This is a genomic window from Kitasatospora sp. NPDC058444 (genome assembly GCF_042721415.1).
GTDB lineage: Bacteria > Actinomycetota > Actinomycetes > Streptomycetales > Streptomycetaceae > Kitasatospora.
The window spans coordinates 40,104-54,179 of record NZ_JBHXLL010000035.1 but is presented as its reverse complement, the minus strand read 5'-3'; the positions used below and the strand labels follow the sequence as shown (position 1 = coordinate 54,179).

Below are 14,076 nucleotides of genomic sequence, written 5' to 3'. Positions count from 1 at the left end.
ACCACCCCGGGGCCGGTTCGGGCAGTCGATGCCCGGCGGGCCGGTCTCGTCCCCGGGCCGCTCCCATCGTCCCGCACCCGAACCACTGTCGAACCACCCCGAACCCGGAAGGGACCACCGCCCTGATCGCCATCGAGCGCAACACCCGGATCGCCGCCCAGCGCCGCCTGCTCCACGAACGCAGCCAGACCCTCGCCAACCTCCCGCCCGGCAACCGCGCCCACCACCGCCTCGCCGACGAGTGCGAGGCCATCAGCGACGAAATCGACCGCCTCCAGCACTGCACCAACATTCCGCGCGACGTCGCCCTGGCCGTGCTCGCCCTGCTCGCCGTCCTGCTCCTCGCCCTCCTCGGCTGACTACGAACGACCAGCGAGGCGTCACGGCATCACTCGTACCGGTCGAAAGCCACCAACTCCCAGACCACGCACCGCACCACTGCCGAAGATGACCGCACCACTCACGAAGGGAACCCGATGCACCACCTCGTCACCCTGTCCGGCGCCGCCGCCGTCGTCCTGGCCCTGTGGACGGTCCAGCTGACCGTGCTCGCCCTCCACGTCCGCTACGCCATCCACCACGGCGTCCGCGCCGGCCACACCAAAGACCCCGAGTTCGCCTTGCTGGTGGCCGCCGTCGTCGTCACGCTGGCCAGCGCCATCGGCGGAGGAAGCGCCATCGACGCCAGCTTCCACGCCACCCAGTGGGGATGGGCCCACGGGATCCTCGCCATCGGCGCCACGGCGTCCTACCTGCTCCTGACCTACGCCACCGAATGGGACGCCAAGACCTGGTGGCACCAGCGGAAGACGAGCAAGACCGAAAGCACCGCCGAAGCCGCCGAGACCACGGCCTGACAGCCCGCCACCGGGCCACCGGGCCCCCTGCTCCACCCGGAGCAGGGGGCCCTTTGCCTGCCCCGTACGACCGGCCTCGCCCCCGAACCGCCCCGCCCGCCCGGCACCCAGCCCGGCGGGCGGCGCGCACCCGGGGACAGGGACCGGCCGCCCGGCCAAGACCACGCGACCACCCGCCGAAACCGGAGACCCGCATGCCCGCGTCCGCCATCACCTTCGACCGCTTCCCCACCTCACCGCTGGCCCTGCGCACCAACAACCCCGCTGACCAGGCCCGCCGCCGCACGTTCTCCTGCCAGATGGCCCGGGCGGCCACCACCGCCCGCGACCACCTCGCCGACCTCCTGGCCACCACGACCGGCACCGAGGACCGCGTCGCCGCCCTCACCGCCGTCCACACCTCCGTCACCGACTGGCGATACCAGGCCGCCGCCCGCGCCACCGGCCGCCTCGGACAGGGCATCGCCTATGACACGGAACGATTCCGCACCCCCATCGCCGCGGCCGGCACCAACTACGACCGCCTCGGCCCCGTCGGCCGTCTGCGCGACGGATCCACCTGGCACCCGGCCACCCGCACCTACCGCGGCGGCGACGACACCCCCGCATCCCGCGCCCTGGCCCACTACGGCTCCGTGGCCCAGCGCCGCTTCGCCCGCGAGGCCCCCACCGCCGACATCCTGCAGAACTGGGTGACCCTGCCCGACGGCCGCACCATCGCCGGCAACCGGATCCTGCGCGGCCAGGCCGCCCGCCAGGCCGCCACCGAACTCACCGCCCGCATCGCCGCCCGCAGCCTCTCCACCACCCACGTCGAAACCGGTGGCCACCCCCTCTACACCGCCACCCCCGACCCGGCCGACGCCACCTTGCTGCGCACCGAAGCGCTGCGCATCCTGGCCGGCCCCGGCCTCACCCCTCAGCTCTTCCTGACGGCCCGCTACCTCCTCGTCCAGGCCCCGGTCATGAAGAAGGGGAGCGACGCCGTCACCAGGGTCTTCACCGTTGCCGTCGCCGACCTCCTCCTCGGTACCGACGCCCCGGCCCTGCCCACCGACATGGACCTGCGCTGCTACGTCCTCGGCCAGCCGGCCGCCACCCGCCCCTGACCACCTGCCCAACCGCCCGTCGGCGCCCGCCCGGCGGGATCCACCACACACGAGAGAGATCGAGATGACCGACGAGACGACCTCCGAGTCCATCCGCTACACCGCCGACGTGGTCGCCCTCACACCGAACGGCCGTGTCCTGCTGATCGAGCGGGGCTGGTGGAGCCCGCCGACCTGCTCCAGCTCGGCGCTTGGGACACCCCGCACCGCGACCCCCGCGGCCGGTACGTCACCGTCGCCTACCTCGCCGTCGTCCCGGACGACGCCCGTATCACCGCCGGAGACGACGCCCGCACCGCCCGCTGGTGGCCGGTCGACGGCCTCCCGGAGCAGCTGGCGTTCGACCACGCCGAGATCCTCACCGCGGCCGTGAGCGCCGTGGCGACCACCACCAGCCCCGCCGGAACCACGGCCTGACGACGCCTCGGCGCCGTCCACCACCGAACCCCGCCCCCACACCGGCCAGGCCGGGACGGCAGCGCGCGGTGGTGAGCGGCGCGCCCACCCCGGCCCACTCGTCCCCGATCCGAAAGGCACCACCCCGTGAACCCCACCACCTTCGTCCCCGTCCCCGGTTCGCTGATCGTTCTGGTCGGCGGATCCGGCGCCGGGAAGACCACGTTCGCCAGCCGCTGGCCGGCCACCTGGCGCCTGAGCCTGGACGCCTACCGGGCCATGGCGACCGACTCCTTCTCTGTCAAGTTGTGCGTGTAGAGGGTGGCGGCTGATGGCAATGTCATCGGCACCCTGCGTGATGGGTGTCGAGCTGAGCCGGAGGTCGTGGCGACGCACTCTCCGGCGGTTCGTCCGTGAGACCGACCTCTGCTTCCGGTACTTTCCGAATGCGTTCCACCGAGTTGGGGTCGTACCCAGAAATCGATTGAGTTCCGGAAGCTGCGCCGCCAGTAGGAGGCCGGAGTGTCTGCCGCGGAAGATGATCCGATGATCATTGAGAGGTATAAGCAGGCTCACGAGAACCGTCGAAAATGGGAGGGGTATATTTGGCAGTGGGGAGTTATCTTGACGGTCCTTGCTGCCTTGTTTGCAGGCTTCGGGAAGTCGATCAAGGATGTTTCTGAGCTGTCTCCTGAGGGGCGCCTTGCTCAACGTCTAGTGCTTTTGCTTGTGACGTCTTTCGTGATCGCTATCTCATTGAACGTCTGGCGTGCCCGAGCGCTCATGAAGACTCTTGAGCGAGCCCTTGAGAAATTCAACCCTGACCAGGAGGAGCTTCCGACGACGCCGCGCGAGCTCGATGCCAAATATCCCCCGAAGTTCAAGGTGAGCTCAACCTTCGTCGCCTTCGCGTGCCACGTGGCGGCATGCGTCGTGTTTGTCTATCTCACGGTATATGCATGGGTGGCATGAAATGAAGCACGTTCGAATCTCTGACGCTTGGACCGAAGAGCGCGGTTATGCGCGCGAGATTCTTCTTCCCTTTGAGGCGTCGCGCGACGGGGCAACGCAGGTTCAGCTGACAAGGGTCGCACCTGGGGAAATGGTTCCCGTTCATTACCACAGGCGGCAAACGGAGTACATCTTCTTCCTGGAGGGCGAGTGTCGCTATCGATTCGGGTCGGGGGTTGTCGATGTGAAGGCTGGCGATCTCCTTGTTATTGAGCCGATGGAAAGGCATTCGACAGAGAATAGTTCTGCAGTGTTGGCTCTCTTTCTTACCGTAAAAGTGGACGACTCGGCCGGAGATACCGTCTGGGAAGATTAGACCGACGGCCCCGGTTGGGCAGGCAATGCGCGAAGCGCGGTGGTGCGTTCTGCCCCCTGCCGACGCAGGAGCTGGTTCTCGGCCGTCACCTGGTGCAGGGCGCCGACGAGGGCTTCGACATCCGCCTTGAGCTGGGCGATCTCCTCAGCGTCGGCGGCCCGGAGTTCCTTGAGACGGCGGACCTGTTTGCGCAGGCGCTGCTCGCTGTCTGGGGTGCCACCGAGGGTGCGGATCCTGTCGTAGAACTCGTTCTTCAGGTCGGTGTGCCGCTGTGTGAGCGCGTTGCGCGGTACACCAGCTTCGCGCGCGAGGGCGACGATGGTCAGCGCGCCGTCGGAGTGCTCCGGTGCCTGGCTCAGGATGCGGTCGATGGCGGCGCGGATGCGCTCGCGTTCGTCTGGAAAAGGGCTCACGGTGTCGGCTCCTGGAGGCTGATGCGGTTGTGTTCGTGGTGGTCGGCGATGCCTCGGAGGCGGGCGGCACGGGATGCGAGCCGGTCCGCGAGCGGGCCGGGCACCGCGTGCGAGGCGGCCTGCTTCTCCAGGGTCTGGGCGTGCCGGACGAGGTCGTCGGCGTGGCGGTCGGTGCGGGCGATGTTCGCGCACGCCGGCCGGCAGCGGTCCAGACGCGGAGCGTCCGTGATGTCGGTGCGGTGGCACAGCGCACGGTCGCGCTGGTAGACGCACATCAGGAACGCCTGGGGGTTGTCGTGGACGGTCAGGGCCTGGTTCAGGATGTCGAGGGCCTGGCGGTGAGTGCGCACGGATCCGGCGAAGGCGGGTGCCTGGGCGGCGGCGTGGATGGCACGGCGGGCCGCCGGCCCGGAGATGCCCGCTCCGGCGGCGAGGTCGTCGTTGAGGGTAGTGAGGGTGTCGGCGGTGGCCCGGGCGGTCTCGATGTTGAGGAGTTCGTGGATGCCGTCGCGGCCGCGGGCCGCGTAGCCGGCGCTGACCGCGGTGCGCAGGTGCCCGTACTGGACAGCCAGGGCCACCAGGCCGCCGGGGCGGCGTGCGATGTGCCAGGCCAGCGAGCGGCGGAAGCGGGCGGTGCCGATCGCGCCGTGCGGGTCGGCGGGGACCACTTCGTGGGGGCGGTCCAGGCGCCGGGCGAGGTCGGAGGCGAAGGCGGCGAAGTCCTCGATGCGGGTGCGCATCGCCTGCAAGTGGATGGTCCGGCCGGTGGCGGCGCGGCCGCGCGGGACAGTGTGGGCGGCGGTGTCGAAGAGCAGTCCGTCAGGGGCGATGTGTTCGAGTACGCGGATCGCGCTGACGACTGGCGCGATGGCCACCCACGGCACTTCCCGGATCTGGCCCGGGGAGTGGTGGTTGCCGTCCGGGTCGAGGACACCCTTGAAGACGCGGCCGTGGATCAGGTACCGCCCGGGCGGGTCCGGCTCGGGACAGCAGCCGCTCTCCAGGGCCATCACCTCCCCGGGCCGCATGCCGGTCAGGTAGGCCAGGACGATGAAGCAGGCCGTGGCCAGGTGCCGCATGAGCTGCGGGATCTCGGTGAAGTCGAGGGCCTCGGCCCAGGGCCGGCCGCCGACCGTGCCGGTCACCTGAGTGGACAGCGGGCACCGGCCGGGGCGGGAGCGGAGGTAGTCGCGCAGGCCCTTGCGGCGGTCGGTGGCCAGGTGGCTGTTGACCTGGCGGGGAGGGCAGCCGGCCTGGGCGGCGATGTAGATGAGGCTGACCTGGTGCTCGCCCTTGTGCCGCCGGGCGGGCACCGGCTCACCGCGCTCCACGAGCCGGTCCAGGTACCGGGCCAGGCGCGCCATCGACTCGCGGGTGCCCGCCGTCTGCTCGGCCCGCTCGGTCAGGTCCTGGGCCTCCTGACGGGCGGCCAGGATGTCCGCGGCGAAGTCGTCGACCATGCGCAGCGCCCAGATCAGCAGCGGCCCGATCGTGCCTTCGGCGAGCGGCTCGCGGCTGTTCTCGCCGCGGCCGACGGCGGGCACGGCCGGGAGGTAGTCGTCGACGCCGTACCGCTGCCACGGGGGCATCGCCGGTCCGGCCGGGGCGGCGCTCGCGGCGTCGAACGCCCACAGGCGGGTCAGCGCCACCAGCTCCTTGGTGGCGTCGCCCCGGGTTGCTCCCGGCCGGTTCGCGTGGTGCGCGGCGTAGGCCGTGAAGGAGTCAGCCGTGCACCCGGCGAGACTGGGAATCCCCTGTTCGGTGAGCCAGTGGGCGAAGCGGTGCCACCGGCGGACGGTGTCGTAGATGCCGTGCGGGCCCAGGCGGGAGTGCCAGGCGGGGTGGCCGACCAGGACTCCCGCCGGGAGCTCCGTGTTGATCATCATCCAGGCCGCCAGCCGCATCTCTTCCCGGAGAGCGGCGGGGACGGGCGACCAGTCGATGCGCACCCGGGCCGCGCCGGGGTTGGCGATCATCGGGGCGAGCGACCAGTCGTCGTCGGCGTAGATCGACAGGAAGGGGCGGCCCGGGGCGACGACCAGCGTCGGTGCGACGACGGGAGTTCTCCACGTGGGCAGGAGCGGCGGCTCGGCCGGCAGGGCGGTCACAGGTCGTAGTCCCCTTGCAGGAGGTGGGCGATCACGGCGCGGTCGTCGTCGGTGACCGCTGCCAGGGCGGCCGACCAGACCGGCTCTCCGAGCCGGACGCGCAGGTCGGCGAGCCGGGCGTGGCCGTCGGCCCAGTCCGCCTCCCACACCGCAGCGTCGAGGGCTCCCCGCAGACTCGTCAGGGCCTGGTGCAGGTAGGCGAGGCGGGGGTGGTGGGCCGGAGTGACCCGAGCGTTGGGGCAGGCCGTGCACAGCAGGAAGGAGGCCGCGCAGCCGCGGCCGGGCGGCCCGAAGGGGCCGTGCTCGTAGTCCGTGCAGTCCGCGGTCGCGGTCGGCCGGTCCCGTTCGCCGGGCCGGTCGGTGAGGCGGGCGCCGAAGACGGTGCGGCCAGCGGAGGCCACCGCGTCCAACGCCCCGTCGGCGATCACCGGCACGGCCGCCTCGCGGACCTGCGGCTCGGTCAGTACGTAGACGCTGTCGTGGGTGTCCTGGGTGTTCTGCCCTGGCTCGCGCCGGTGCAGCACGTTCACGGTCTTGCGCAGTCGCCGCAGCGGCGAGCCCGCCAGCCCGACGGACCGCGCCCAGTCGCGGCCGGCGAGCTCGTCGACGCCGAAGCCGAACTGGCCCACCCGCACCGCCCGCAGGTACGCCTGCCGCTCGTGCCCGGTGGTCTGGTGCCACACCAGCAGCCGGTCCGGCACGTCGGCGAACGGCGCCAGCGCGGCACGGGCGGGCGCGGTCGCCTCCAGCGCCTCGGTGACGACCCGTCCCGAGGAGTCGGCGCCGGAGTCGGTGAGGTTGCGGCTCTCGTACCGGCCGCGGTGCCCAGTGCGGCGCCGCTTCTCCAACCGCAGCCGGTACACCGGCATCCCGGCCTCCGCGGTGCCCGGCAGAGCCTTCGGCAAGGGCAGCTCCGAGACCGTGGTGGCGTTCAGACCGAGCTCCATCACGATGAGCACACCCAGCGCGGCCGCCTCCTTGCGGCTGAGGAACAGCCGCATCCACGTGCACGCCGCCGAGCCCCCGCCGAGCGCCTCGCGGTACTCGCGCCGCACCACACGGCGGAAGTCGTACAACGGCACATCGCCGGTGCGCGCCAGCACGTCCAGAGCCTCGCCCAACAGCCACTCGGGTCCGCCCGCAGGAACCTCGCCCGCGCGCCAGGCCGCCAACCGACCCGCGTTCTCGCGGATCCGCAGCAGCGCCGCCCGGAACGTGCGTCGCGCCGCCGCGCGGATCTCCTGGAACTCCTCCGGGCGGAAGGCCTGTTCGCGGCCCGGCTCCCAGGTGAACCGCCGGGCCATCGCCTCCCGCACCGGACGCGGCAGGCGGGCGTCGGCCTGGAGCAGCCCGGCCACAACCGAGTACTTGTTGTAGCCCCCGGTGCGCGCCGGCAGGCTCAACCGCCATGCCGCCCAGTGCGAGGCCGTCAGCCGGTCCACGTCCTGCGGCACGTCCCCCAAGCCGGCGAGGAACCTGGCGAACGGCCGCACCACGTACCACTGGCCCTCGCTGGTCCTGACGCTGTCCCAGCCGCCGCCCGGCGCGCACTTGGCCGCGTAGAGAGCGGCCAGAGAGCGCTGGAACGGCAGCGGGAGCGGCAGCGTGGCGAAGTTGTAGGACCGCATGCGGCCCTGACCGTCCCGGTGCTCGACAACCAGGCCGTCCCCCGGCCGGACCGCCGGGCGGCGGTGCGGCTGCTCGGGCAGAGCCGCCGCGCGGCCGCGCCGGCTCACCAGGCACCGACCAACTGCTCGTCCAGGTCCTGGATGCGCTCGCTCTCCCGGGCCAGCTGGGCGAACAGCACCACCAGCTCCTGCTCCGACACCGGTCCCTCGGCGGAGACGAAGTCGGCCAGCAGCGACCGCAGCTGGAGGTCCGCCACCGGCGCGAGGTACACCCACCTCGTCGTTTCCAGCTGGGCATGGCCGAGGAGATCCTGCACCATCCGCCACGGATCGCCATAGAGCAGCCGGAAGTCCCGCCGCTCCTGCGGCGTCAGCCCCATCCGCCGGTCCATCACGTGGTTGAGGACCACCAGCATGCACAGGGCGAAGCTGTGCCGGCACATGTGTGGCGTGCAGAACGGCGGCTCGTCCATCACCGCGGACAGCACCGCCTCGCAGCGCTCGTTCGCCGTCCGGAAGACGCCCTCCCACGACGACGGCCGCAACGGCAGCCCGGACTCGCTCAGCCACAGCCACAGCGGCTCCGGCCCCGCCGGCCCCTCCGTAAACAGGGTCATCCGCTCGTCCACCGTCGCCTCCGTCAGCGCTGTCCGGCCGACCACGCCATCACGGTCGCGCCAGTGCAGCACCCGCCGGTGCCGACCGCTCTCATGGGTCACCAGCCGCACCGGCAGACCGTCGTAACGCCCCGCCGCCTGCGCCCGCCGCACCACCCGGGCACGGGAGGACTCGACGTATCCCTCGACCTCTCCAACGACCACAGAGGAGGCATAGAACGTGCGCGCCCGCTTCGACTTCGTCACCACCCGCGCCAGCCGCCCCGCGTAGTACCGGCCGCCCTCCAGCCGAAGCCGCGGAACCTCCACGGTCAGCAACGATGCCCCCTCCGTCAGCCGCACCCCCGAGGAGAACAGCAGATCGGCGAAGGCCCCGTTGCGGTCCGCCATCCGTCCCGACCAGCCAGGCGACGGCGTGCCATCGGCGCCGAACCCCCGCAGTCCGACCTCCACCCAGCGCCGGAACGCCCGCGGAGTCAGCCAGCGCACCTCACTGGCCCGCGCGTTCTTCGCCCGCGCCGCCGGAACCTGCACGCGCCCGCCACCCCGGCCGGGCACCGACCGCAACACCACCGGGCTCACCGCCACCAGGTCCTGCTGCACCGCCCACTCGTACAACCGGGCCAGCGCGGCCAGCCCCCGGTTCCACCGCGCCCCGCCCACCCGGCGCGGGTTTCGCGGCGACCGGGTCCGCCAGTCCTCGAAATCCCACAGATCGTCTGCCGTGGCATCGGACCAGGTCTTCCCGCGCCCCCACAGGAAGTCGAAGAACAAGCAGTAGTCGTCCGTGTAGTTCCGCTTCGTCTCCGGCGCGAGACGAACGAACGACGACCGGCACAAGTACCGGCTCAACACCTCGTCCACCCGGTAGTCCGGAGAAAGAAGAATCGGATCCCCAGGATGAATCCCCACCCGATCCTCCCGCACGGCCAGGTCCATCCACCCCGCCAGCACAGGCACCCGATCCCCCATCACTCGGCGCTCCGACGGCACCCAGAACGTACGCCAACCCGGCACGCATCCACCCTTGCTCGATCGGCTTCAACACGCCGATCCAACAGGGAAGACGACGAGGCCGACCAGTCCGTCTTGTTGACTGAACTACGGGGGCATTTGTCCAGGTCAGTGGCTTCTCTGCGGAGAGTCACAGAAAGGTGTCCGCTCCATGGGCAAGGGCGATTGCTGAGTTCTCCGACTGTGCTGTGATCACGGCCGTACGGCTGGTCGCAGTGAGGTGGAGGGCAAGTGAGCGCAGTCGCAGCAGAGTCCGTCCGCGATGTCTCGGCGCTGGTAGTGCCGCGCGTGGGTGCTGTGGTGGAGACGGGTGATCCGGTCCTGCCATATCGGTTGATCGACGGTGCCGGGGAGGAGGTAGCGGTCGTGAACGCGTTCTTGAGGAACATGCGGGCCTGCGACTGCAGCCCGCTGAGTCTTCGCTCGTACGGGATGGATCTTCTGCGCTGGTGGCGGTTCCTCGCGGCCGTCGACGTGCGCTGGCACCGAGCCCAGCTGGTGGAGGTCCGTGACTTCGTCCTGTGGATGCAGCAGGCCCGTAAGCCGACCAAGCGAAGGCCGGGCAGTCCGGCTCCCGGCAGCGTCAACCCAACCACAGGCAAGCGCTACCCCAGTGCCGGGTATGCGCCGCGCACCATCAACCATGCGCTGTCGGTGATCAGGGAGTTCTACGAGTTCCAGATCGAGGAGGGAGCTGGCCCGGTACGAAATCCGGTCCCTGCAGCCCGCCGGGTCGACGGGGACCGGCTCTACGCACACCACAACCCGATGGATCCGTTCCACCCACACCGACGGGCCCCGCTGCGGCAGAAGGAACCGAAGCAGGCACCCCGCAGCCTGCCGGACACCCTGTTCAACGACCTGTTCACCGCGATGCCGAGCAACCGGGACCGGGCGATCCTGGCGTTCGCTGTCTCCAGCGGGGTCCGGCCCTCGGAACTGCTCGGCGTCACGCAGGCCCGGGTCAACCCTGGAGACCAGACGATCGGCGTGATCCGCAAGGGTAGCCGCGCACTTCAATGGGTCCCCGCCTCAGCGGATGCCTTCGTCTGGCTGCGGCTCTACCAGCAGGAACTTCACGGCCCCCGGCTCGGCGCGAACGCTGGGCTGTGGTGGACCCGCCGTCGCCCGTACAGGCCGCTCACGTACCACGCCATGCGGGCCGTACTGGTGAGGGCCAACGCGGTACTCGGAACGAACTGGACACTGCACGATCTACGCCATACCGCGGCCTACCGCATGGCTGAAGATCCCAAGGTCTCCCTCACCGACGTGCAATGGGTCCTTGGCCATGCACAGCTGACCACCACGCAGGTCTACCTCGAAGCCCGCCCCGACGCGGTCATCGAACGGATGCGTACTCACCACGCGGCGGCCGCCGTGCCGCGGCCGGTCCCACCGGCACCCTCGGCCGGCGGCTACCGACCCGAAGTCCTGACCGCGCTGCTGGGGAGGCCGGCCGATGTCCACTGACACAACCGGCACCGAGATGCTGGTCGAGCCGAAGCGTCCACGAGAGAGACTCGTTGACCGCCGGATCCACGCCCACCGGCGGCCTGACCTGGCTGCCGCCCAAGACCTGAAGCACCCACGTTGGGATGCCGAACCCCGGCCGGCTCCCGAAGATTGGCCCGAGACGCACCTGCCCCGCGTCGAACTCATGGATCGGCTCTTCCAGGTTCCGTTCTTGTCAGATGCCACCGCAGGCACTCGGCAGGTGGCCCGGGCCCTGAACCTCATGCTCGACTGGCTGGAGGGCCATCCCGGCGCGACCTGGCAGGACAGATGGCTGGCCAGCGGTGCCAGCGAGAGTGGCACAGAAGAGTGGACCCAGCTCGTGTCGGACGCGGTGCCCGGCTCCAGGCCGAAGTCGCGTGACCACGTGGCCAACCTCAAACGGGCCATGTTGCTGCTGGTCCTCGGCCGGGCGGTACGCCCGTCCTATACCTGGCTGATGGGTCAGTCCTGGGCCTACTACCTGACCGCGCGAGCGAAGCCGGTCCTCGATCCCGAAGGCTTCGCGCGGCTGGACGCCATTTGCGCGGAGACCGGCCGACCTCACAAGGCGACGAGGAGCGCCTTCACCCGCCTGGTCTGGATCCTCATCGTCAAAGGCGGCAGTCTTCGGGAGATCACTGCCGCCGACTGCGTGGAGCTGCGGGTCGAAATGGACAACCGGCTGAAGGACGGGCACGGCCGGACGCTGTTCTACACGCTGCTGCACGAAGCTGGCTTCCTGTCCGAGGAGGCGCCGCCGAACCTGCGGCTTGCCCTGCTTCCCGGACAGCTCAGCTGCGAGCAGCTGATTGACCGCTACGACATCGCCTGTGCCCCGGTCCGGCAAGTACTGATCGACTACCTGAACTATCGGCGCCCGGATCTCGACTACACCACCCTGCTCAGCAGAGCCCGAGTGCTCGGCGAACTCTTCTGGAGAGACCTCGAGCGCCACCACCCCGGCATCGACAGCCTCGACCTTCCGGCTGATGTCGTCACGGCATGGAAGGAACGCGTCCGTATCATCCGCCACGAACACGCTCCTCACCGCATGGGCAAGGAGCGGAAGCTCTTCGAGGAGATCTTTCGCACGGTTCGGGGCTTCTATCTCGACATCACCCACTGGGCCACCGAGGACCCGGTCCGTTGGAGCCCATGGGTGGCCCCGTGTCCGATCCGCCGTAATGAGTGCGATGACAACAAGCGACGGCAACGGATCCGCGCCGCGATGCACCAGCGGACCCGCACCCTGGCACCGTTGCTCCCGGCGCTGGTCCGCTCTGTCGACGACACCCGTCGCAGGAGTCGGCAGTTGCTTGAACAAGCCATCGCCACAGCATCCGGCGAGCACTTCACCGTCGACGGATCGATGTTCTGCAGGTTCGAGCCGCCCAATGGCTACAGCGGAAAGGTCTACGCGATCGAGGAGGAAACCGGGCAGACCCGTGACCTGACCGGGGAGGAAGACCAGGCCTTCTGGACCTGGGCGATCGTGGAGACGCTTCGTCACACCGGAGTACGCATCGAAGAGCTGCTGGAAATCACCCACCACAGCTTCTTCTCCTACCGGCTGCCCAGCACCGGCGAGGTAGTCCCCATGCTGCAGATCGCACCATCGAAGACAGACGCCGAGAGGGTGCTGCTGGTATCGCCCGAACTGGGCGAGGTCCTGGCCGAGGTTATTGGCCGTGTCCGTAACGGCAAGCCGTACCTCCCGTTGGTCTCCCGTTACGACGGCCATGAACGGGTCTACAGCCCGATGATGCCGTTCCTGTTCCAACGCCGCCCCGCCGGCCCGAACTCCATGAGCACGAACCGGGTCGTGGCCTACACCACGGTCCGTAAGTGGCTCCTCGCCGCGATGACCACCGCCGGCCTGACCGCTGTGGACGGCAGCGAGGTCCAGATGACCCCGCACGACTTCCGGAGAATCTTTGCCACCGACGCCATCCGCGCCGGCATCCCGCCGCACATCGCCGCGAAGATCCTCGGGCACGCCAACGTCAACACCACGATGGGCTATGCCGCGATCTACCCGGAGGAGGTGATCAACAGCCATCGAGGGTTCATCGCCCGACGCCGCAGCCTGCGGCCCGGCGAGGAGTACCGCATGCCCACCGAGACCGAATGGGATGAGTTCCTTGGGCACTTCGAGCTCAGGAAGGTCTCCCTCGGTGTCTGCGGACGCGGCTTCGGTACTCCGTGCCAGCACGAGCACGCATGCATCCGCTGCCCGCTCCTGCGGCCGGATCCAGCCCAGATGCCCCGCCTCACCGAGATCATCACCAACCTCGATGCCCGCATCGCCGAGGCCCGACGCGAAGGCTGGACCGGCGAAGTCGCCGGCCTTGAAGTCAGCCTGTCCTCCGCCATGGAGAAGCTCGCGGCGATGCAGGCTGTCTCCAAGAACGGTCGAACAACCGATCTCGGAATGCCCACATTCAAATCCCCGTACGGACAGGTTATCGAGGAGTCACGACCCTGATCAGGAGTCCGCGAGTGCGGCCCAGACCCCTTCCGGGTGCTCGGCAGGCGCCAACCACAGCTGCGGCTGGGACTGCCGGTAGCGTTCGTCGCTCTCGGACTGCCACAGGAAGAAACCGCCTGTGTCGGGCCACACCACCTCCAGGACCGGGAATGGAGGTCGCCGGTAGAAGGCGATCGCCCGACCGAAGAACGTCCGGTACCAGCGGAGATCGGCGTTCTTCAGCGCTACTGCGTAGCCCTTGATGATGTCGTGGTGCTGTTGGTCGGCCGCAAGCAATGTCCCTGCCGCAGCCTTGTGGCCGAGTGTGTTGAGCAGTGTGTGCATCGTGCGGACGTCCAGGCCGAACATTGCCAGCTCAGGTGACCTGTGGGTGTGCCATAGCCCGACGGTGTACGCGAACGCCGGCCCCTCGTCGTCGGCCGGAACCATCACCACGCTCCAGCCATGCTCCTGGACCTGCTCGACCGTCCCCAGATCCATGCGATCGGCCGCATCACGGTCACCGTAGTCGTGGCAGATCACGCAACGGCAGGCAGGACGATCACTATGCATGCCCGCGACAGTACCCCGCCCAGCGCCCACGAAATTTTCGACTCCCTACCGGTCAATCTGGTGCCCTGCA

The 14,076-nt window shown here is 69.7% G+C and carries 13 protein-coding genes; 8 read left to right on the top strand and 5 right to left on the bottom strand.

Translation table 11 applies throughout. The features are described from left to right. Positions 1-476 precede the first annotated feature (476 nt). From ACFWP2_RS29115 to ACFWP2_RS29090, 6 genes are all read left to right on the top strand, one after another. Entirely contained in the window at positions 477-857 is a 381-nt protein-coding gene (locus tag ACFWP2_RS29115) for a hypothetical protein (protein WP_380456813.1), read from the top strand. A 194-nt stretch (positions 858-1,051) separates the two neighbouring features. Continuing rightward, positions 1,052-1,966 (top strand): hypothetical protein, encoded by a 915-nt coding sequence (locus ACFWP2_RS29110; protein WP_380456811.1) that lies wholly within the window; start codon positions 1,052-1,054, stop codon positions 1,964-1,966. A gap of 159 nt (positions 1,967-2,125) precedes the next feature. Further along, positions 2,126-2,383: a hypothetical protein gene (locus tag ACFWP2_RS29105; protein ID WP_380456809.1), complete on the top strand. Its 258-nt coding sequence runs from the start codon at positions 2,126-2,128 to the stop codon at positions 2,381-2,383. Between the two features lie 126 nt (positions 2,384-2,509). Further along, positions 2,510-2,680: an AAA family ATPase gene (locus ACFWP2_RS29100; protein WP_380456807.1), complete on the top strand. Its 171-nt coding sequence runs from the start codon at positions 2,510-2,512 to the stop codon at positions 2,678-2,680. A gap of 204 nt (positions 2,681-2,884) precedes the next feature. Further along, positions 2,885-3,334: a hypothetical protein gene (locus ACFWP2_RS29095; RefSeq protein ID WP_380456805.1), complete on the top strand. Its 450-nt coding sequence runs from the start codon at positions 2,885-2,887 to the stop codon at positions 3,332-3,334. Position 3,335: 1 nt separating this feature from the next. After that, positions 3,336-3,689, top strand: a complete 354-nt coding sequence (locus ACFWP2_RS29090) for a cupin domain-containing protein (RefSeq protein ID WP_380456803.1) — start codon at positions 3,336-3,338, stop codon at positions 3,687-3,689. On the opposite strand, the gene ACFWP2_RS29085 is transcribed toward ACFWP2_RS29090, so the two are convergent. From ACFWP2_RS29085 to ACFWP2_RS29070, 4 genes are all read right to left on the bottom strand, one after another. Next, the gene (locus tag ACFWP2_RS29085; protein WP_380456801.1) at positions 3,686-4,102 is read right to left on the bottom strand and encodes a hypothetical protein; all 417 of its coding nucleotides are present in this window, start codon (positions 4,100-4,102) and stop codon (positions 3,686-3,688) included. The two genes, ACFWP2_RS29090 and ACFWP2_RS29085, sit on opposite strands and share 4 nt — an antisense overlap. After that, positions 4,099-6,210: an integrase gene (locus ACFWP2_RS29080; RefSeq protein WP_380456799.1), complete on the bottom strand. Its 2,112-nt coding sequence runs from the start codon at positions 6,208-6,210 to the stop codon at positions 4,099-4,101. Before ACFWP2_RS29080 ends, ACFWP2_RS29085 begins: the two co-directional genes overlap by 4 nt. Beyond that, the gene (locus tag ACFWP2_RS29075; protein ID WP_380456797.1) at positions 6,207-7,838 is read right to left on the bottom strand and encodes a hypothetical protein; all 1,632 of its coding nucleotides are present in this window, start codon (positions 7,836-7,838) and stop codon (positions 6,207-6,209) included. Before ACFWP2_RS29075 ends, ACFWP2_RS29080 begins: the two co-directional genes overlap by 4 nt. 104 nt (positions 7,839-7,942) lie before the next feature. After that, positions 7,943-9,394 carry a site-specific integrase gene (locus ACFWP2_RS29070; RefSeq protein WP_380456795.1) on the bottom strand — a complete coding sequence of 484 codons (1,452 nt, stop codon included), beginning with the start codon at positions 9,392-9,394 and terminating at the stop codon, positions 7,943-7,945. A 306-nt stretch (positions 9,395-9,700) separates the two neighbouring features. Here ACFWP2_RS29070 and ACFWP2_RS29065 point away from each other — a divergent pair, with 306 nt between their 5' ends. Next, entirely contained in the window at positions 9,701-10,942 is a 1,242-nt protein-coding gene (locus ACFWP2_RS29065) for a tyrosine-type recombinase/integrase (RefSeq protein WP_380456793.1), read from the top strand. Next, positions 10,932-13,451 carry a tyrosine-type recombinase/integrase gene (locus ACFWP2_RS29060; protein ID WP_380456791.1) on the top strand — a complete coding sequence of 840 codons (2,520 nt, stop codon included), beginning with the start codon at positions 10,932-10,934 and terminating at the stop codon, positions 13,449-13,451. Before ACFWP2_RS29065 ends, ACFWP2_RS29060 begins: the two co-directional genes overlap by 11 nt. Here the strand turns inward: ACFWP2_RS29060 and ACFWP2_RS29055 are convergent, their stop codons facing one another. After that, a complete protein-coding gene (locus ACFWP2_RS29055) occupies positions 13,452-14,006 on the bottom strand; it encodes a DUF4262 domain-containing protein (RefSeq protein ID WP_380456789.1) in 555 nt (184 codons plus the stop codon). Positions 14,007-14,076: the final 70 nt, after the last annotated feature.

Excerpts from the sequence above, each read along its gene's own strand:
- ACFWP2_RS29110 (WP_380456811.1), top strand. The coding sequence starts at position 1,052 with ATGCCCGCGTCCGCCATCACCTTCGACCGCTTCCCCACCTCACCGCTG.
- ACFWP2_RS29075 (WP_380456797.1), bottom strand. The coding sequence starts at position 7,838 with ATGCGGTCCTACAACTTCGCCACGCTGCCGCTCCCGCTGCCGTTCCAG.
- ACFWP2_RS29055 (WP_380456789.1), bottom strand. The coding sequence starts at position 14,006 with ATGCATAGTGATCGTCCTGCCTGCCGTTGCGTGATCTGCCACGACTAC.
- ACFWP2_RS29060 (WP_380456791.1), top strand. The coding sequence starts at position 10,932 with ATGTCCACTGACACAACCGGCACCGAGATGCTGGTCGAGCCGAAGCGT.
- ACFWP2_RS29070 (WP_380456795.1), bottom strand. The coding sequence starts at position 9,394 with ATGGACCTGGCCGTGCGGGAGGATCGGGTGGGGATTCATCCTGGGGAT.
- ACFWP2_RS29115 (WP_380456813.1), top strand. The coding sequence starts at position 477 with ATGCACCACCTCGTCACCCTGTCCGGCGCCGCCGCCGTCGTCCTGGCC.
- ACFWP2_RS29090 (WP_380456803.1), top strand. The coding sequence starts at position 3,336 with ATGAAGCACGTTCGAATCTCTGACGCTTGGACCGAAGAGCGCGGTTAT.